The sequence below is a fragment of the Maritalea mobilis genome (assembly GCF_019800885.1).
GTDB classification, from domain to species: Bacteria; Pseudomonadota; Alphaproteobacteria; order Rhodobacterales; family Rhodobacteraceae; genus Roseibacterium; species Roseibacterium beibuensis.
In genome coordinates, this window is the sequence record NZ_JAHVKE010000001.1 from 585,994 (window position 1) to 604,234 (window position 18,241).

Annotated in this window: 15 protein-coding genes; 12 read left to right on the forward strand and 3 right to left on the reverse strand. The window is 65.7% G+C overall.

Translation table 11 applies throughout. From position 1 onward, the window contains the following. The first annotated feature begins 207 nt into the window (after positions 1-207). The 6 genes from KUV65_RS02960 to KUV65_RS02985 all read left to right on the forward strand — a co-directional run bounded on the left by KUV65_RS02960 (position 208) and on the right by KUV65_RS02985 (position 5,961). On the forward strand, positions 208-993 hold the full coding sequence (locus KUV65_RS02960) for a 3-hydroxybutyrate dehydrogenase (protein ID WP_222187382.1): 786 nt from the start codon (positions 208-210) through the stop codon (positions 991-993). 78 nt (positions 994-1,071) lie between these two features. Then, on the forward strand, positions 1,072-2,106 hold the full coding sequence (locus KUV65_RS02965; RefSeq protein WP_261331574.1) for a patatin-like phospholipase family protein: 1,035 nt from the start codon (positions 1,072-1,074) through the stop codon (positions 2,104-2,106). 70 nt (positions 2,107-2,176) lie between these two features. Further along, positions 2,177-2,524 carry a hypothetical protein gene (locus KUV65_RS02970; RefSeq protein WP_222187384.1) on the forward strand — a complete coding sequence of 116 codons (348 nt, stop codon included), beginning with the start codon at positions 2,177-2,179 and terminating at the stop codon, positions 2,522-2,524. 73 nt (positions 2,525-2,597) lie between these two features. After that, entirely contained in the window at positions 2,598-4,085 is a 1,488-nt protein-coding gene (locus KUV65_RS02975) for a class I adenylate-forming enzyme family protein (RefSeq protein ID WP_222187386.1), read from the forward strand. Continuing rightward, positions 4,082-4,726: a DsbA family oxidoreductase gene (locus tag KUV65_RS02980; RefSeq protein WP_222187388.1), complete on the forward strand. Its 645-nt coding sequence runs from the start codon at positions 4,082-4,084 to the stop codon at positions 4,724-4,726. The genes KUV65_RS02975 and KUV65_RS02980 overlap by 4 nt, the downstream gene beginning before the upstream one ends. Beyond that, on the forward strand, positions 4,723-5,961 hold the full coding sequence (locus KUV65_RS02985) for a multidrug effflux MFS transporter (RefSeq protein WP_222187390.1): 1,239 nt from the start codon (positions 4,723-4,725) through the stop codon (positions 5,959-5,961). The genes KUV65_RS02980 and KUV65_RS02985 overlap by 4 nt, the downstream gene beginning before the upstream one ends. A 21-nt stretch (positions 5,962-5,982) precedes the next feature. Here the strand turns inward: KUV65_RS02985 and KUV65_RS02990 are convergent, their stop codons facing one another. From KUV65_RS02990 to KUV65_RS03000, 3 genes are all read right to left on the reverse strand, one after another. After that, complete coding sequence (locus KUV65_RS02990) at positions 5,983-6,696, reverse strand: DUF2306 domain-containing protein (RefSeq protein WP_222187392.1); 714 nt, start codon at positions 6,694-6,696, stop codon at positions 5,983-5,985. A gap of 71 nt (positions 6,697-6,767) precedes the next feature. Then, a complete protein-coding gene (gene mfd / locus KUV65_RS02995) occupies positions 6,768-10,271 on the reverse strand; it encodes a transcription-repair coupling factor (protein WP_222187394.1) in 3,504 nt (1,167 codons plus the stop codon). Positions 10,272-10,324: 53 nt separating this feature from the next. Then, positions 10,325-10,843, reverse strand: a complete 519-nt coding sequence (locus KUV65_RS03000; protein WP_222187396.1) for a hypothetical protein — start codon at positions 10,841-10,843, stop codon at positions 10,325-10,327. Between the two features lie 173 nt (positions 10,844-11,016). Here KUV65_RS03000 and hemB point away from each other — a divergent pair, with 173 nt between their 5' ends. From hemB to KUV65_RS03030, 6 genes are all read left to right on the forward strand, one after another. Continuing rightward, positions 11,017-12,015 (forward strand): porphobilinogen synthase, encoded by a 999-nt coding sequence (gene hemB / locus KUV65_RS03005; protein WP_222187398.1) that lies wholly within the window; start codon positions 11,017-11,019, stop codon positions 12,013-12,015. A gap of 192 nt (positions 12,016-12,207) precedes the next feature. Continuing rightward, positions 12,208-12,765: a lipid-binding SYLF domain-containing protein gene (locus KUV65_RS03010; protein WP_222187400.1), complete on the forward strand. Its 558-nt coding sequence runs from the start codon at positions 12,208-12,210 to the stop codon at positions 12,763-12,765. A gap of 80 nt (positions 12,766-12,845) precedes the next feature. Continuing rightward, positions 12,846-15,317: a penicillin acylase family protein gene (locus KUV65_RS03015; protein ID WP_222187401.1), complete on the forward strand. Its 2,472-nt coding sequence runs from the start codon at positions 12,846-12,848 to the stop codon at positions 15,315-15,317. Between the two features lie 106 nt (positions 15,318-15,423). Then, positions 15,424-16,302 (forward strand): ATPase, encoded by an 879-nt coding sequence (locus KUV65_RS03020; protein WP_222187403.1) that lies wholly within the window; start codon positions 15,424-15,426, stop codon positions 16,300-16,302. A gap of 35 nt (positions 16,303-16,337) precedes the next feature. Then, positions 16,338-17,297 carry a homoserine O-succinyltransferase gene (locus KUV65_RS03025; protein ID WP_222187405.1) on the forward strand — a complete coding sequence of 320 codons (960 nt, stop codon included), beginning with the start codon at positions 16,338-16,340 and terminating at the stop codon, positions 17,295-17,297. Continuing rightward, positions 17,294-18,241 (forward strand): alpha/beta fold hydrolase, encoded by a 948-nt coding sequence (locus KUV65_RS03030; RefSeq protein WP_222187407.1) that lies wholly within the window; start codon positions 17,294-17,296, stop codon positions 18,239-18,241. Before KUV65_RS03025 ends, KUV65_RS03030 begins: the two co-directional genes overlap by 4 nt.

The following is an 18,241-nucleotide window of genomic DNA, read 5'->3' on the forward strand; positions in this document are numbered from 1 at the left end:
AACATTTGGGTTGGACTCCGGGCATGTCATTGCTTATAAAGGTGGCACTGCTCGATAGGTTTCTTGCCTGTATGAAACCTGCCTCAATAACTTAACGCCGGCTTCGTGCCGGCGTTTTTTTTGGCCACAGTTTCGCCACATCCCCTGTTTCTTTCGCAGCCGCAGCATTAGCTTGCCTGCAACGGACCATCAGCGGGAGAATTCACCATGGCCATCACCTTCGATCTTTCCGGCAAGACCGCCGTCATCACCGGGTCGAACTCCGGCATCGGGCTCGGGATCGCACGGGAGCTGGCCATGGCGGGGGCGGACGTGGTTCTGAACTCCTTCACCGACCGCGACGAGGATCACGCCCTGGCCGAAGAGATCGCGAACGTGGCGGGCGTCAAGGCGCGCTACATCAAGGCCGACATGTCCAAGGGGGCCGAGTGCCGCAAGCTGATCGAAGAGGCCGGCGCCTGCGATATCCTTGTCAATAACGCAGGCATCCAGCATGTCGCCCCCATCGACGAATTCCCCGAGGAGAAATGGGACGCGATCATCGCGATCAACCTATCCTCGGCCTTTCACACCACTGCGGCTGCGCTGCCCCTGATGCGCAAGGCGGGCTGGGGCCGCGTGGTCAACATCGCCTCGGCGCATGGCCTGACGGCGAGCCCCTACAAATCGGCCTATATCGCCGCCAAGCACGGGATCGTCGGCCTGACCAAGACCACGGCGCTGGAAACCGCGGAAGAGCCGATCACCGCCAACGCGATCTGCCCGGGCTACGTGCTGACCCCGCTGGTCGAGGCGCAGATCCCCGACCAGATGAAGGCCCATGACATGGACCGCGACACGGTCGTGCGCGAGGTGATGCTGGCCCGCCAACCTTCAAAGGAATTCGCCACCGTGGAGCAGATGGGCGGCACCTGCGCCTTCCTGTGCTCGGACGCGGCAGCGCAGATCACCGGCACCACGATCAGCGTGGATGGCGGCTGGACCGCGCTCTGAACGGGGTTAGAGGGGGCTCTGCCCCCGTCGCTGACGCGACTCCCCCGGAGTTTTCTTGCCAAGATGAAGGACGCGGCCATGGCGCAGGCGAAACCGATCAACCTGGCCTTGCAAGGCGGGGGCGCGCACGGGGCTTTCACATGGGGCGTGCTGGATCGGCTGCTGGAGGCGCCGGAGATCGAGATCGCGGCGATCACGGGCACGTCGGCCGGGGCGCTGAACGGGGCGGCGGTAAAGGCCGGGATGGTGCGTGGCGGGCGCGACGCGGCGCGGGAAAACCTTGAATGGCTGTGGGAACAGGTGGGCGCGATCACGACGCCCGCGCTGGCCCCGTGGCTCGATGCGATCGCGCCGGTGGCGGTCAGCCGGGCAATTGAAGCCTCGCTGCCCTTTGCCTTCGGCGACGGGATCGCGCGGCTCGTCAGCCCCTATGATAGCGGCCCCTTCTACATCAACCCGCTGCGGCGCATCGTGGAGCGCTTCCATTTCGACGAGGTCTGCGCCGAGGCGGGGCCCGCCTTTCACATCTGTGCGACCAATGTGCGCAGCGGCAAGATCCGGGTCTTCTCGGGCGAGGAGATCAGCGCGGACGCGATCCTCGCCTCGGCCTGCCTGCCGACGCTGTTCCGTGCAGTCGAGATCCCCCACCCCGAAACCGGCGAGATGGAGGCCTATTGGGATGGCGGCTATACCGGCAATCCGGCGCTTTTCCCGTTGTTCGAGGGCGATCTGCCGGGCGACATCCTTGTCGTGAACATCAACCCGCTGGAGCGCGCCGACCTGCCCGTCAGCGCGCGGGAAATCCAGAACCGCGTGAACGAGATCAGCTTCAATTCCTCGCTGTTGCGCGAGTTGCGCGCCATCGATTTCGTGCAGCGCCTTTTGGATGACGGCACCCTGCCCCATGGCGCGATGAAGCGGCTGCGCATTCACATGATCGCCGATGACGCACTGATGGGGCAGTTGTCGGTGGCGACCAAGCTGGTGGCGACACCGCAGATCCTGCATCAGTTGCGCGCCGCGGGGCGCGCGGCGGCGGACAGGTTCCTCGACGCGCATCTGGGCGCCATCGGCATCGAGAGCAGCGTCGATCTGCGCGCGATGTTCGGTTGACCGGCCGGAACCGCAGGCACGCCCGGTCGTTTCCTTTCCAACGCACCTGCGAACAGGAAAGGACAAGACAATGCAATGGAGCGATATCCAACAGAACTGGCGCGCGATGATCCCGGCGATCCAGGGCCGCTGGCCCGACGTGGCCGAGGAGGACCTGATCGCGCTGTCCGGGGACCGTGACGAGGTCATCGCCACCGTTGCGGGCGCAACCGGAGAGACGCCGGCCGAGATCGGGCGCCAGATGGAGGAATGGCGGCAAGGTCCGATGCCCGCCGATGCCTATGCGGACCCCACCCATGACGAGGCCGCGGCGCGCGACTCGGAGCGTTACCTGCCCGATGGAGAGGATGTCTATTCGGGCGATGACCGGTTCGGTGACGATGACGTGGCTGACCGGCCCATGGGGCGCCGGGACTGAGCGCCAACCTCTCGGGGCGATCTGTGCGGTGGCGCAGGTTGCCTTGACCGAGGCAGCGGCGTAGGCGGGGACCATGACCACGACCTGCCCTGCCCCCTTCAACCTGTCGCATTACGTCTTGAGCCAGGCCGAGCGCCTTCCCGACAAGGTTGCACTGGCCGTCCTTGGCCCCGCTCGTGCCGAACGCTGGAGCTATGCAAAGCTGGAGCGCGCCGTGCGCGGAACGGCGGGCGGGTTGCTGGCGCAGGGATTTCGGCCCGGCGACAAGCTGCTGCTCAGGTTGGGCAATACGCCCGAGTTTCCGGTGGCCTTCCTTGGCGCCATCGCCGTGGGAATCGTGCCGGTGCCCACGGCGGCGGGTCTGACGGCAAGCGAAATCACGAAGTTGGCCGAGGTGATCGCACCTGCAGGCATCCTTGCCGGGGAAGGTATCGCCCTGCCCGAGGGGTTCTCTGGCCCCGTGATCCGCAACCTCGCCCCATTGATGGCACATGAGCCAGCCGATTACGTGATGGGTGACCCTGACAGGCTCGCCTATCTGGTCTTCACCTCGGGGTCGGGCGGCACGCCCAAGGCGGTGGGCCATGCCCATCGCGCTATCTGGGCGCGGCGGATGATGCACGAGGGCTGGTACGGCCTGCACGAGGACGACCGCTTGCTGCATGCGGGCGCGTTCAACTGGACCTTCACGCTGGGAACCGGGCTGCTGGACCCCTGGTCGGTTGGCGCAACCGCCTTGATCCCCGCACCGGGGGTGGAGCCCGCCGCCCTGCCCCTGCTGCTCAAGCGGCATGACGCGACGATCCTTGCCGCCGCGCCGGGCATTTTCCGCAAGCTGTTGGCGGGCGACGCGCCGTTGCACCTGCCCAAGCTGCGGCACGGGCTGAGCGCGGGCGAAAAACTCCCCGAGGCGCTGCGCCAGCGCTGGACCGAGGCGACCGGCACCACGGTGCACGAGGCGCTTGGCATGTCGGAATGTTCCACCTTCATCTCGGGCTCACCGGCCCGCCCTGCCCCCGAAGGCTCGCTTGGTTATCCGCAGCCCGGGCGGCGCGTGGCGGTTCTGTCGGAGGACGGCGGCGAGCTGCCCGAGGGCGAGACCGGCATCCTGGCGATCCATCGCGACGATCCGGGGCTGATGTTGGGATACCAGCGCAGGGATGGGTCACTGGACCTGCCGCTTGTCGGCGACTGGTTCCTGACGGGCGATCTGGTGGATCGGCAGCCGGACGGATCCTTCCGTTACCACGGGCGGCGCGACGATTTGATCACGGCCGGCGGGTTCCGCGTCTCGCCGCTGGAGATCGAGGCGGTCTTTCAACACGCACCGGGCGTGCATGATTGTGCGGCACTGGTGCTTACGCCGAAGGCAGACACGACCATCGTGGGGCTGGCCTTCGCGGGCGACGCGACGGAAGACGCCCTGCGAGGCTTGGCCGAGGCGCGCCTTGCCCGCTACAAGCAACCGAGGGCCTTCCTCCGATTGGACGCCCTGCCCCGCAACCCTAACGGAAAACTCGACCGCCGCGCCTTGAAGGCGCTGGTGGGGGAAGAACGATGATCAAGCTCGATATCCTGTCCGACCCGATCTGCCCGTGGTGTTTCATCGGGTGGAGCAACCTTGCCCGAGCGTTGGAGGCGCGGGCCGATCACCCCTTTGCCATCGAGTGGCATCCCTTCCAACTGAACCCGGACATGCCCAAGGGCGGCATGGATCGGCGCAGCTACCTCGAGGCCAAGTTCGGCGGCAAGGAGGGTGCCGTGACAGCCTATCTGCCGGTGGCGGAGCATGCCGCGAAGGCCGGGCTGGACCTGAATCTCGACCAGATCAAGCGCACGCCCAACACGCTGGACGCGCATCGCCTGATCCATTGGGCCGGGATCGAGGGGCGGCAGACCGCAGTCGCAGTGGCGCTGTTCCGGGCCTATTTTCAGGACGGTCTCGATATCGAGGAACCGGGTGTTCTGCGCGCGATTGCCGAGAAAGCCGAGATGGACGGGGCGATGATGGCGCAGCTTCTGGCCGGAGACGCCGATGCCGACGAGATCCGCGCCCGTGACGCCCATGCGCGGCAAAGGGGCGTGCAGGCCGTGCCAACCTTCGTCGTGGCGAACACGCATGTCGTGCCGGGGGCGCAGCCCTCCGAGTTGTGGATGCAGGTGATCGACGAACTGGCCGCCGCACCCGAGGGCAAGTCATGAGCGCGACCACCGACCCGATGGTGCAGGACGAGCGCCGCCGCCTTGGCCGTGTCGAGTTCATCGCCATGATGGGGACGATCTTTGCGACGGTGGCCTTTTCCATCGACGCCATGCTGCCCGCCCTGCCCGAGATCGCGGAAGACCTGACGCCCGAGGCGGTGAACCGCGCGCAGTTGATCCTGACGAGTTTCGTTCTCGGCATGGGGCTGGGCACGCTGGTGGTGGGTCCGCTTTCGGACGCGTTGGGCCGCAAGACGGTGATCCTGTTGGGGGCGTTGCTGTACCTGGCGGGGGCCTTGCTGGCCCTTGTGGCACCAAGCCTCGAATTGATCCTGCTGGCCCGCGTGATCCAGGGGCTCGGCGCCTCCGGCCCCCGCGTCGTGTCGATCGCGATGATCCGCGATCTCTATTCGGGGCGCGCCATGGCGCAGATCGTGTCCTACGCGATGATGATCTTTACGCTTTTCCCGGCGGTCGCGCCGCTGATCGGGGCGGCGATCATCGCGGGCTTTGGATGGCGGTCGATCTTCGTGGCCTTCATGGTCTTCTCGGTGGTTTCGGTGTCCTGGGTGATGCTGCGCCAGCCCGAGACCCTGCCCCGCGAGGCGCGCCGCAAGCTCAGCCTTGGCCAGACATGGCGGGATATGCGCGAGGCGCTGGCGAACCGGCAGATGCAACTGTCGATCCTCGTGCAGACCTTCGTGTTCGGGGCGTTGTTCGGCACGCTCAGCTCGGTCCAACAGGTGTTTGACCTCACCTATGGTCGGGGGGAGAGTTTTCCCTTCTGGTTCGCGTTTATCGCGCTTTTGTCCGCCCCGGCCGCGCCGACCAATGCGCGGTTGGTGATTCGGCTTGGCATGCGCCCGATGATCCGCACCGCGCTGTGGGTTTCGGCGACGTGTTCCTTCGCCGCGGCCATCGTGATCGGCGTGCTGAACCTCGGAGCGGCGGAGTTCTGGATCTACTTCGTGTGGACCGTCAGCATTTTCGCGTCAGCGGCCTTCACCATCGGCAACCTGAATGCGCTGGCGTTGGAGCCGTTGGGCCATATCGCCGGCACCGCCTCGTCCCTGATGGGGGCGTTGGCCACCGTCGGCGGTGCATTGGCCGGGGCCGCGCTGGGACAGCTCTACAACGGCACGGCCGTGCCGTTGGCCATTGGCGCAGGCGTGATGCTGACCTTGGGGGCAGTCGTCATGCGCAACATGCCGCGGGAATTGCCGGGCGGCCTGTAACGGCGGCCCGACGCGTCTGGCTTACTCTGCCGGGGTCGCAATCGCGGCGCGCTTGGCGTCGCGCGTCTTTTCGTGGTGCCACCACCACAAGACCACCAGCACATTGGGCACCCAGCAGGACCAGCCGATATAGGGAAAGACCACGTCCTGGTCGAACCAGATCCGCAGGATCGGCAGTTGTAGGCGGAAGCTGACCGCGCCGAAGCTGAGCGCCGCCATCATGATCATCCAGCGCCGGTGCCGTTGCACGTCACCCGCCAGGATCGCTTGCATCCCGATGGCCAGCGCGGCGAACCAGTTGAACGCCCCAAGCGCAAAGCCCGCCTCGGACCAGAGCGGCCAGCGCATGTTGAAACTCACCGGAATGGTCGTCAGCGCCGAGATTGTCACGACCGGCACAAGGAACCAGCCCAGCCACTTGTGGCTCTTCCCGCGGCGACGCCACCAACGCGACACTTGCAACGGGATCAGGATGACGGCGAGACCGCCGAAGAACATGTGGACAGCCAGCGTCGTGCCCACGTTCTCGATATGGTAGGCGACGTGGCGTGCGCCCTCGCGGATGCCCTGCTCCACGAATTGCCATGCGGCGACGGAAACGCCGTCGTCCAGCGACGGGAAGAAGCCGTAGTAGAGGCCCGGCGGCACGAATTTGAAAGCCGAGAGAGCAGAGAGAAGCGAAAAGAACCAGAAGGCGAACCATCCCGCCTTGGTCCATGCGCTGTTTCGTTCCATGGAACACCCCTTTTCACCCTCGCGCGCGAGGGCTGCTTACCGCCGAATGGTTGGCGCTGACAATCCTCTGCTCAGCTTTTCTTGGGCGGCGTGGCATATTGGGCAAGATCGCGCGCAATGGCGAAGGCGCCCTTGATCTTGTCGGCCTCTTTCACCCAGTCGCGGCGCACGACGATCTTGTTATCCTTGACCTTGGCAAGCCCCTTTTGGTTCTGGATGAAATCCACCAGCCCCTGCGGGTTCGGAAACTTGTTGTCGTGGAATTGCAGGGTCGCGCCCTTCGGCCCGGCATCAAGCTTGGCGATATGAGCGCGCTTGCACATGGCCTTGATGCGCACCACCAGAAGCAGCGTGTTGACCTCGCGCGGGAGCTTGCCGAAGCGGTCGATCAACTCGGCTGCGAAGCCCTCCAGATCGACCTTGGTCTCCAACTGGCTGAGGCGACGATAGAGGCCAAGCCGCACATCGAGATCCGGCACGTAATCCTCGGGGATCAGGACCGGCACGCCAAGGTTGATCTGTGGCGACCATTGGCCATCGTCGCCCGGAAGCCCCTCGGCCTCGCCCGAGCGGATCTTGGAAATCGCCTCTTCCAGCATGGATTGATACAGCTCGAACCCGACCTCGCGGACGTGGCCGGATTGCTCCTCGCCCACGATATTGCCCGCACCGCGAATATCGAGATCCTGCGACGCGATGGTGAAACCCGCGCCAAGGCTGTCGAGGCTGCCCAGAACGCGCAGGCGTTTCTCGGCCGATTGGGTCAGCTTGGCGCGCGGCTTGGTGGTCAGGTAGGCATAGGCGCGGGTCTTGGCGCGGCCCACGCGGCCCCGGATCTGGTAGAGCTGCGCCAGCCCGAACATGTCGGCGCGGTGGATGACCATGGTGTTGGCGGTCGGAATGTCGATGCCGGATTCCACGATGGTGGTGGCCAGAAGCACGTCGTACTTGCCGTCGTAAAACGCGTTCATGCGGTCGTCGAGCTCGCCCGCCGCCATCTGGCCATGCGCGGTGACAAAGCTGACCTCGGGCACCTGGTCGGTCAGGAATTCCTCGATCTCGCGCAGGTCCTCGATGCGGGGCACCACGTAGAAGGATTGCCCGCCGCGATAATGCTCGCGCAACAGCGCCTCGCGGATCGTCACCGCGTCAAACTCGCTGACATAGGTGCGGATGGCGAGGCGGTCGACCGGCGGCGTGCCGATCAGGCTGAGGTCGCGCACGCCCGACAACGACATCTGTAGCGTGCGCGGAATCGGCGTGGCCGAGAGCGTCAGGACGTGCACGTCCGAGCGCATCTCCTTCAGCCGTTCCTTGTGGGTCACGCCAAAGCGCTGTTCCTCGTCGATCACCAGCAGGCCGAGGTTCTTGAACCGGATGTTCTTGGCCAGCAGCGCATGGGTGCCGATGACGATATCGACCGAGCCATCGGCCATGCCCTTCTTGGTCTCGCTGGCCTCTTTCTGGCTGACGAAACGCGAAAGTTGCCGCACGTTGATCGGGAAGCCCCGGAAACGGTCGCGGAAGGTCTTGGCGTGCTGGCGGGCGAGCAGCGTGGTCGGCGCGATCACCGCCACTTGCAGCCCCTGGGCCGCGGCGAGGAACGCCGCGCGCATCGCCACCTCGGTCTTGCCGAAGCCCACATCGCCCACCACCAGGCGGTCCATCGGACGCCCGCGTTCGAGATCCTCGATCACGTCCGCGATCGCGCTGAGCTGATCGTCGGTCTCCTCGTACGGAAAGCGGGCGCAAAACGCCTCCCACATGTCGCCGGGCGGTTGCAGCATGGGGGCCGAGCGCAATTCCCGCTCGGCGGCGATGCGGATGAGCTTGTCCGCGATCTGGCGGATGCGTTCCTTGAGCCGGGCCTTTTTCGCCTGCCATGCCCCACCGCCCAGCTTGTCGAGCAGCCCTTCTTCATGGCCGTAGCGCGAGAGAAGCTCGATATTCTCCACCGGCAGGAACAAGCGATCACCACCGGCATATTCCAGCGCAAGGCATTCATGCGGCGCGCCCATCGCGGTGATGGTTTCAAGTCCGTTATAGCGGCCAACCCCGTGATCGACATGAACGACCAGGTCGCCGGGCGACAGCGTTTGCGCCTCGGTCAGATAGTTCTCGGCCTTGCGCGTCTTGCGGCGTGGACGGATCAACCGGTCGCCCAACACGTCCTGTTCCGAGATGACGGTCAGGCCCGCCCCGGTGAAACCCTGTTCCAGCGGCCAGACGGCCAAATGCACACCGCCGGTGGAGGAGCCAGAAAAACTCGAGTTTTTCTGGCCGGAAAACTCGAGTTTTCCGCCCCCTATGTCACGGGCATCGTTGATCTCGACGGTATCGGTGATGTCTTGGTCTTCAAGCAGGCCTTTGAGGCGCTCGCGCGCGCCCTCGGACCAACTGGCGATGACTACGGCGCCATCTTCACGTTTTGAGCGAACATGATCTGCCAGCGCACCGAAAAGGCTGATATTTTCGTTCTGCCGCTCGGGCGCAAAATCGCGACCCGCCCGTCCGCCTGCGTCGATGACGCCGGGGCCCGGCGCTTGCGACAGCGGCGACAGCTGCACCACACGATGCCCGGCAATGGCCGCCCGCCACGCGTCATCCGAAAGGTAGAGCTGATCGGGCGGCACCGGTTTATAGACCGTGTCCAGCCGCCCCTTCTGGGTCAGCGCCGTTTTACGGGTGTCATACTGGTCGGCGATCGACTCCCACCGCGCCAGCCGTTGAGGGGTCGATTGATCGTCCAGCGTGACGGCGGCATCCGGCAGGTAGTCGAAAAGTGTTTCCAGCCGCTCGTGGAAGAACGGCAACCAATGCTCGACGCCCTGATGCTTGCGGCCCGCGCTGACCGCCTCGTACAGCGGATCGTCCGTGCCGGCGGCGCCGAACTCGATCCGGTAATTCTGCCGAAACCGCGTGATGGAGGCCTCGTCGAGGATCACCTCGGAGACCGGGGCAAGCTCGATCCGCTCTAGCTTTTCGGTGGTGCGCTGGCTGACCGGATCGAAGCGGCGGGCGCCGTCAAGCGTGTCCCCGAAGAGGTCGAGGCGCACCGGCGCGTCCTCTCCCGGGGGCCAGACGTCGATGATGCCGCCGCGCACGGCATAGTCGCCGGGCTCTGTCACCGTGGGGGCCTGGACGAAACCCATGCGCACGAAAAAGTCTTTCAGAGCCGCTTCGTCGATCCGTCCGCCGACGGTCGCTGCGAAGGCCGAGTTCCGCAAAAGGTCGCGCGGCGGGATATACTGCATCGCCGCGTTGAGCGTCGTGAGCAGGATGAAGTCGCCCAGGATCGCCCCCGCCGCCAGCGCCGCAAGCGTTGCCATGCGCTGCGCCGAGATGTCGGGATTGGGGGACACTCGGTCATATGGCAGGCAATCCCAGCCGGGAAAGCGCAGAACGGGGACCGTCGGGTCGAAAAAGGCGAGCGCGGTCGCCATCGCCTCGGCGCGCTTGTCATCGCGGGCGATGTGCAGCACGGGGCCGTCGCGCCGCGCCAATTCGCGCAGCAGAAGCGTGGCGTCGAAGCCCTCGGGCGCGCCGCCGGCAAGGATGTGATCAGGCTGACTCATGGCGCGCGAGACCTACGCCGCGAGCGTGGGAAGTCAAGCACCTGTCCCGACCCTCAGCCGAGCGGGCCGACGGTGACGTTGGTGTACATGCCCCAGAACGCGGTGAGAAAGATGAAGAGCACGCCCAGCATCTGCACCTTGATCCGATGGGAACGAAGCACGCCGGAGACGTCCTGGTAGCCGCTGGCCTGCAATCGACGTGCCGTCGCGACCAGGAGCGCCCCGACAAGAAACGCGGGGAAGATCAGCAGGAAGATGGCCTGGCAGAACTCCACCCGGTAGGCCCATCCCGTGATCGCCAGCCCGGTCGACAGGAAGGCGGCAAAACCCAGCATGACCGGCCCGGAGACCGCAGTCACGGCGAGCAGGCGTTCGCTGTTGATCTCGACCAGCGCCTGCATGTCCTGGGCCGCCCGCTCATCTCCGCGGCGGGCGCGATTGACGATGTGATAGGGCACCCCGAGGGTCCAATGCGACAGGGTCGACCACATGATCGCAAGCACGATCCAGTACCAAAGGTTCGAAAACGACCTGAGGTCGATCACTTCTGTCACAAGGTCGAGAAAATCCACGCGGATGCGTCCGTTCACTGCTGGCTGCCGATTTGGCGCGCACCATAGGCGCGGGGTTTGCGGGACGCCAGCGACGAAAATGCCGCTCCGCGCGCTTTGCCGCCTTGAAGCCACACCCCTTGGCATGGCACCGATTTGCGCAACGCCAAGACGAGAAAACAAGGACGCACGCCATGAGTGCCAACCAGGCCCCCTTCCCCGCCACCCGCTTCCGCCGCACCCGCGCCAGCGCGTCGCTGCGCAACCTCGTGCGCGAGACCGAGATCAGCGTGAATGACCTGATCTGGCCGATCTTCGTGCGCGATGGCGAGGGCGTGGAAGAACCGGTGGTCTCGATGCCCGGCGTGATCCGTCGCAGCGTCGACAAGATCGTCGAGGCCGCGCGCGAAGCCCACAGTCTCGGCATCCCGGCCATCTGCCTGTTTCCCTACACGGATCCGTCCTTGAAAACCGAGCTTTGCGAAGAGGCCTGGAACCCCGACAACCTGTCGAACCGCGCGATCCGCGCGATCAAGGACGCGGTGCCCGAGCTTGCGGTGATGACCGATATCGCGCTCGACCCCTACAATGCCAACGGCCATGACGGCATCGTGCGCGACGGGGTCATCGTGAATGACGAAACGGTCGAAGCACTGGTGAAGATGGCGCTGGCGCAGGCCGAGGCCGGGGCGGACATCCTTGGGCCGTCAGACATGATGGACGGGCGCATCGGGGCGATGCGCAGCGCGCTCGAGGCCGAGGGGCATGTGAACGTCACGATCATGTCCTATGCCGCGAAATTCGCCAGCGCCTATTACGGGCCGTTCCGCGACGCGGTGGGCGCTTCGGGCGCGTTGAAGGGCGACAAGAAGACCTACCAGATCGACCCCGCCAACCGGGCCGAGGCGCTGCGTTGCGTCGAGCGTGACCTCTCCGAGGGCGCGGACATGGTCATGGTCAAACCCGGTCAGCCCTATCTCGACATGGTGCGCGAGGTGAAGGACCGCTTCGGCGCCCCGACCTACGCCTACCAGGTGTCCGGCGAGTACGCGATGATCGAGGCCGCCGCGCAGAACGGCTGGATCGATGGTGAGAAGGTCATGCTGGAAAGCCTGATGTGTTTCCGTCGCGCGGGCTGCGACGGGGTGTTGACCTATTTCGCGCCGCGTGTGGCGAAACTGCTGAACGGCTAGGTCTGGTCGGATGCGCTAGCTGTAGCGGTCTGATCGGCGGAAACCCGCATGGCTTGTGGTATTGATGGATGACAGGCGTCGGAAACCCGCGTAGTCTATCGCTGGAACCTTGCGCAGATGACGCGAGGCTGAATTGAGGCATCCCGTCCGCCGACATCCGGCCGGACCACAGGACAAAGGGCAGATTGACCCATGAGCAGCACCACGCGCAGGAATTTCGTGATTGGCGGGGCCTCGATCCCGCTTCTGGCCGCATGCGGCAACGGGCTGAACAGCCAGGGCAGCCAGCGTATCGACGCCCGCGTCGATAGCGCCATCGAGTTCATGTATAGCGAGGTGCCCGGCACCCGCGAACTGGCCCGCGACGCCGCGGGCATGCTGGTCATGCCGCTGGTGACCGAGGCGGGCTTCGGCTTTGGCGGCAGCTACGGGCGCGGCGCGCTGCGGATCAACGGCGCGACCGTCGATTACTACTCGGCCACCTCGGGCAGCTTCGGGTTGCAGATCGGCGCGCAGCAATACGCGCACACCCTCTTTTTCATGACCGAGGACGCGTTGCGCGAGTTCCGCTACTCGACCGGTTGGTCGGCGGGCGCGGATGTGCGCTATGCTGTCAACAGCGAGGGCGCGACCCTTGGGGTGGACACCACCACCCTGCTCGATCCGGTGATCGCGGTGATCTACGGACAGGCCGGCCTGATCGTGGGCGCCACACTCGAAGGCACCCGCTACGCCCGCATCCTTCCGTAACGTCCGTTTGTCAGCACTGCGCTTTGCATTCGCGTCTCTGACCGGCTAGATGGCGCGGTAGGTTTCCGCCCCGAGGTTTCATGCCCGTCATCCTGCGCTGGCTAGTGCGACTGGTGTCGATCGCGATCGCGCTGAGCGTGGCCGCGATTGCAGTTGTCTGGTGGATTGCGGGGCGCTCGATCCCCGAGTACGACGCCGACTGGCAGGTCGACGGGCTGACCGGCCCGGTCGAGATCGTGCGCAACACCTCGGCCATCCCGCATATCTTCGGAGAAACCGACGAGGACGTGTTCTATGGCCTCGGTTTTGCCCATGCGCAGGACCGGTTGTGGCAGATGCTGATGGTCCGGCGCACCGTGCAGGGCCGCTTGTCCGAGCTGTTCGGGCGGCCCACGGTGCAGATCGATGACCTGATGCGGCGGCTGGATCTTTACGGTCACGCGCGCCGCTCGGTCGAGGCGCTGGAGCCGCAGACCATTTCCGAGTTACAGGCTTATTCCGACGGCGTGAACGCGTGGATCCGGCTGGTCGGGTCCGAAGCCCTTGGTCGCGGCGCGCCCGAACTGTTCCTGTTCGAACCGGAAATCGCACCGTGGCGTCCCGCCGACAGCGTCGCGGTCAGCTTTGCCATGGCCTTGCAACTGGCCACCCATCACGAGGAAGAAGTGCTGCGCGCCCGCGCGGCGCTGGCGCTGGACGACCCGGAACGTTTGGCCGACCTGCTGCCGGATGCCCCGGGCACGGGCGCGACCGAACTGGCCGATTACGCAAGTCTTTTCGATGCGCCGCTGCCGCGCTACGCGCAGAGCCTTTCTCCCCCGCGCCATCCGCTGCATCCCAACTATCTCGGCCGGGGGCGCGGCGGGGCGTCGAACATCTTTGCCGCCACGCCCGAACGATCGGCCGCGGGCGGTGCGCTTCTGGCCAATGATCCGCATCTGGAACTGACGGCCCCCTCGCCCTGGTATCTTGCCCGGCTGGAGCTTTCGACCGGCGGCGTGATCGGGGGGACCATCCCCGGCATGCCCATGGTGGTCGCCGGTCGCAGCGAGACCTTGGCCTGGGGCATCACCAACGCCTATCTCGACGACATGGACCTGCATGTCGAGGAACTGAACCCCGACAACCCGCAGGAGTACCGCACGCCGGAGGGTTGGGCACCCTTCGAGACGCGCCGCTCGATCATCGAGATCGCGGACGAGACACCGATCACCATCACCTTGCGCAATACCGAAAACGGGCCGGTCATCCCCGGCACCCATTTCGACATCGCGACCGTGACGCCGCCGGGCCATGTCATGAGCCTGAGCTGGACGGCCCTGACCGACGAGAACACCTCGATCCAGACGGGCCTGCGCCTGATGCGCGCCCAGACCATCGAAGAGGCCTTTGCCGCGGGCGAGGATTTCGTCGCGCCGGCGCAGAACCTGATGGTGGCCAGCGCCGACGGGCGCATCGGCATGCAGGTGATCGGCCACATCCCGTGGCGCATGACGGGCCACCAGACGCAGGCACGCATGCCCTCCCCGGGGTGGGAGCCCGACAACCGCTGGCAAGGCATCACGCAGTATTTCGCCAACCCCACCTTCATCGACCCCGAGGGCGGTGTCCTCGGCAACACCAACAACAAGTCGGTGGATCGCGATTTCCCGCTCCATATCAGCTTCGACTGGGGCGACACGCAGCGCATCACGCGGCTGACGCGGCTGATGCGGGATCGGCAGGTGCATACCCGCGACAGTTTCATCGAGGCGCAGCTTGACGCGGTCTCGGCGGCGGCGCGCAACATCCTGCCCCTCGTCGCACGGGACCTGTGGTTCACAGGCGAAACCGCCCCCGCCGGAACGCCAGAACGCCGACGCCAGCGCGCGCTGGAGCTTCTGGCCGATTGGGACGGCGAGATGAACGAACACCTGCCCGAGCCGCTGATCTACGCAAGCTGGATGCGACACCTGCAACAGCGCCTGATCCGCGACGAGATCGGCCCGCTGGCCGACGAATTCTGGCAGCTTGAGCCGGTCTTCATCGAACGCGTGTTCCGGGACGTGAACGGCGCAGCGGTCTGGTGCGACGTGGGCCCCTCGACCGCGACCGAGACCTGTACCGACATCGCGCGGCTGGCGCTGGACGACGCCTTGCAGGAACTGTCCGAGGCCTATGGCGAAGACCTCGAAAGCTGGCGCTGGGGCGCTGCGCACGAGGCGCATCACGATCACCCGGTCTTGGGCGACACGCGGCTGTTTTCGTGGATCGTGAACATTCGCCAGCCCACCTCGGGCGGGGATTTCACGCTGCAACGTGGGGCCACCCTTGGCGACGGGCCAACGCCCTACGCCAACATGCACGCGGCTGGCTATCGCGGCGTCTATGATTTCGCCGATCCCGAAAGCTCGGTCTTCATCATCTCCACGGGCCAGTCCGGCCACCCGTTGAGCCGTCACTACGACGATCTGGGCGAGTTGTGGCGGCGCGGCGAATACGTGCCCATGACGCTCGACCCCGACCTGGCGCGCGCGGGCAACCTCGGGATCACGACCCTGACCCCGCGCTGACACCCTATGCCGTGTCACTTGGACCGGCTGGGAAAACGCCCCTTCCCGGTCTCGCGTGGCTGCGCTAGGAAACGGGGCGCTTGTTCATCCCATCAAGGTGTCGTCCATGCCCCTTCTCTATGACAGCCCCGAGGCGTGGCTTGCGTCGCCCGAAAAACGTTTGTCGGTTTTTGGCATGTCGGGGCTTGGGAAAACGCGGCTGGCCAGCCTGCTGCGCGACCATGGCGACTGGTTCCACTACTCGATCGATTACCGCATCGGCACCGCCTATATGGGTGAGCACATCACAGACAACCTCAAGCGGCAGGCCATGCAGGTGCCGTTCCTGGCGGACCTGCTGCGCTCGGATTCGATCTATATCGGCTCCAACATCCGCTTCGATAACCTTGCGCCTCTCTCGACCTATCTCGGCAAGCCGGGTGATCCGGCCAAGGGCGGCTTGCCCTTCGATGAATACATGCGCCGGCAGGACCTGCACCGCCGGGCCGAGATCAACGCGCTGCTGGATACGCCCGCCTTCATCGCCCGCGCCCATGACCTCTATGGCTACCCGCATTTCGTGAACGATACCGGCGGGTCGATCTGCGAGGTGGTGGACCCGGCCAACCCGAAGGACGAGGTGCTCTGCGCGCTTTCGCAACATACGCTTCTGGTCTGGATCGAGGGCACCGAGGCCCATACCGAGGAACTGATCCGCCGCTTCGACCGTGCGCCGAAACCGATGTATTACCAACCCACCTTCCTGCGCGCGGAATGGGCCAGCTACCTTGACCAGAGCGGCCAGTCGCCCCAGACGGTCGACCCCGACGCCTTCGTGCGGTTCGCCTATGCCCGCGCCCTGGCCCACCGCGCGCCGCTCTATGCCGCGATGGCGCGCCACTGGGGCGTCAGCGTCACCGCGGCCGAGGTCGAAAGCGTGCGTGACGCCGCGGATGCCGAGGCGATGGTCGCCGCCGCCCTTGGACGCCGCGCCGCAAGCGCCTAGATCAAGCCCCCCGGACCTATCGGAGAGTTCAGCCCGTGCCCATTCGCCTGCCCACCAGCCTGCCCGCCTTCTCGATCCTGAAGGACGAGGGCGTGATGGTCATGGGCCGGCGCGCCGCCGACAAGCAGGACATTCGCCCGCTGCGCATCGCGCTTCTCAACCTGATGCCCAAGAAGATCCAGACCGAGACGCAATTCGCCCGGCTGATCGGCGCGACGCCTCTGCAGGTCGAGTTCTCGCTGATCCGCATGACCGATCACGAGACCCGCAACACCGCGCCGGAACACATGGAGGAGTTCTACCGCCCCTTCCGCGACGTCGAGGCCACGGGCGAGAAATTCGACGGGCTGATCATCACCGGCGCCCCGATCGAGCATCTGCCCTTCGAAGAGGTCACCTACTGGGACGAGCTGACCCGCGTCTTCGAGTGGACCCAGACCCATGTGCATTCCACCTTCGGCGTCTGCTGGGGCGGGATGGCGATGATCCACTACTTCCACGGCGTGAAGAAACATCTGCTGCCGCGAAAGCTCTTCGGGTGCTACCGGCACCAGAACCTTGCCCCAGACAGCCCCTATCTGCGCGGCTTCTCGGATGATTTCGTGATGCCCGTCAGCCGCTGGACCGAGATGCGCCGCGACGAGATCGAGGCCGCTGGCCTGCCCGTGCTGCTGCATTCGGACGCCGTGGGTACGGGCCTCGTGGAGGACCCCGACCGCCGCGCGCTATATGTCTTCAACCATCTCGAATACGATAGCGGCACGCTGAACGAGGAATACCAGCGCGACCTTGCCGGCGCGCAGGTCGATGGCGCCGAGATCCAGCTGCCGGTGAATTATTTCCCCGATGATGATCCCGCGCGCCGCCCGCCGAACCGCTGGCGCAGCCAGGCGCATCTGCTCTACGGCAACTGGATTTCCGAGGTGTACCTGACCACCCCCTTCGAGATCGAACGGATCGGCACGGCCAGCACGGACTGGCGCAAGGGCGAATGAAGCTCTTTCTCCTCCTGCTTGGCCTTATAGTGTTTTCTGTCGCGCTGACCCTCTGGAAAGCGGCGCGGCACGAACGCCTCTCCGAGGAACATTGGCCACCCGAGGGGGAATTCCTGACGATCGGCGGGCATCGCGTGCACTATGTCCTGCGCGGCAGCGGTCCCGACCTCGTCCTGATCCACGGAGCAAGCGGAAACACCCGTGATTTCACCTTCGCGATGGTGGACCGGCTGGCCGAGCGCTACCGCGTGATCGTCTTCGACCGGCCAGGGCTTGGCTACACGGACCGGATCAACCGCATCGGCGCGACGCTGCGCCAACAGGCGGACCTGCTGGTGCGCGCGGCGACCGAACTCGGCGCCGAGCGGCCTTTGGTCTTCGGCCATTCCTATGGTGGATCGGTCGCGCTGGCCTGGGCGGTGCATCATCCCGAGCGGCTTTCGGGGCTGACCCTGTCTGCGGCGGCCTCGAACCCCTGGAGCACCGGCCTCGGCACCTATTACACCGTGCTGTCGCACCCCATCGGGCAATCGCTGGTGATCCCTGCGCTCACGGCCTGGGTGCCCGACCGCGTGGTCGACGATACGATCGACAGCGTCTTCCTGCCCGACATGGCGCCTGAGGGATACCACACCCATATCGGTGCGGGACTGACGCTGCGCCGCGTGTCGATGCGGGCCAATGCCATGCAGCGCGCCAAGCTTCTGGAGGAAATCAAGGCGCAGGTCCCGCGCTATGGCGAGATCGCCGTTCCGGTCGAGATCATCCACGGCGACGCGGACGAGACCGTGCCGCTCAGGGTGCATTCGATCCCGCTGTCGCAGCAGATCGCCGGCGCCAACCTCACCGTGCTCGACGGGATCGGTCACATGCCCCACCATGCCGTGCCCGAAGCGACCGACGCCGCCATCGACCGCACCACGTCCCGCGCCGGATTGCGCTGA

What these genes read in the sequence shown, in the direction of transcription:
- KUV65_RS03010 (WP_222187400.1), top strand. Translation starts at nt 12,208, where the DNA reads ATGAGCAGCACCACGCGCAGGAATTTCGTGATTGGCGGGGCCTCGATC.
- mfd (WP_222187394.1), bottom strand. Translation starts at nt 10,271, where the DNA reads ATGAGTCAGCCTGATCACATCCTTGCCGGCGGCGCGCCCGAGGGCTTC.
- hemB (WP_222187398.1), top strand. Translation starts at nt 11,017, where the DNA reads ATGAGTGCCAACCAGGCCCCCTTCCCCGCCACCCGCTTCCGCCGCACC.
- KUV65_RS03030 (WP_222187407.1), top strand. Translation starts at nt 17,294, where the DNA reads ATGAAGCTCTTTCTCCTCCTGCTTGGCCTTATAGTGTTTTCTGTCGCG.
- KUV65_RS02985 (WP_222187390.1), top strand. Translation starts at nt 4,723, where the DNA reads ATGAGCGCGACCACCGACCCGATGGTGCAGGACGAGCGCCGCCGCCTT.
- KUV65_RS02990 (WP_222187392.1), bottom strand. Translation starts at nt 6,696, where the DNA reads ATGGAACGAAACAGCGCATGGACCAAGGCGGGATGGTTCGCCTTCTGG.
- KUV65_RS03015 (WP_222187401.1), top strand. Translation starts at nt 12,846, where the DNA reads ATGCCCGTCATCCTGCGCTGGCTAGTGCGACTGGTGTCGATCGCGATC.
- KUV65_RS03020 (WP_222187403.1), top strand. Translation starts at nt 15,424, where the DNA reads ATGCCCCTTCTCTATGACAGCCCCGAGGCGTGGCTTGCGTCGCCCGAA.
- KUV65_RS02980 (WP_222187388.1), top strand. Translation starts at nt 4,082, where the DNA reads ATGATCAAGCTCGATATCCTGTCCGACCCGATCTGCCCGTGGTGTTTC.
- KUV65_RS02975 (WP_222187386.1), top strand. Translation starts at nt 2,598, where the DNA reads ATGACCACGACCTGCCCTGCCCCCTTCAACCTGTCGCATTACGTCTTG.
- KUV65_RS02965 (WP_261331574.1), top strand. Translation starts at nt 1,072, where the DNA reads ATGGCGCAGGCGAAACCGATCAACCTGGCCTTGCAAGGCGGGGGCGCG.
- KUV65_RS02960 (WP_222187382.1), top strand. Translation starts at nt 208, where the DNA reads ATGGCCATCACCTTCGATCTTTCCGGCAAGACCGCCGTCATCACCGGG.
- KUV65_RS02970 (WP_222187384.1), top strand. Translation starts at nt 2,177, where the DNA reads ATGCAATGGAGCGATATCCAACAGAACTGGCGCGCGATGATCCCGGCG.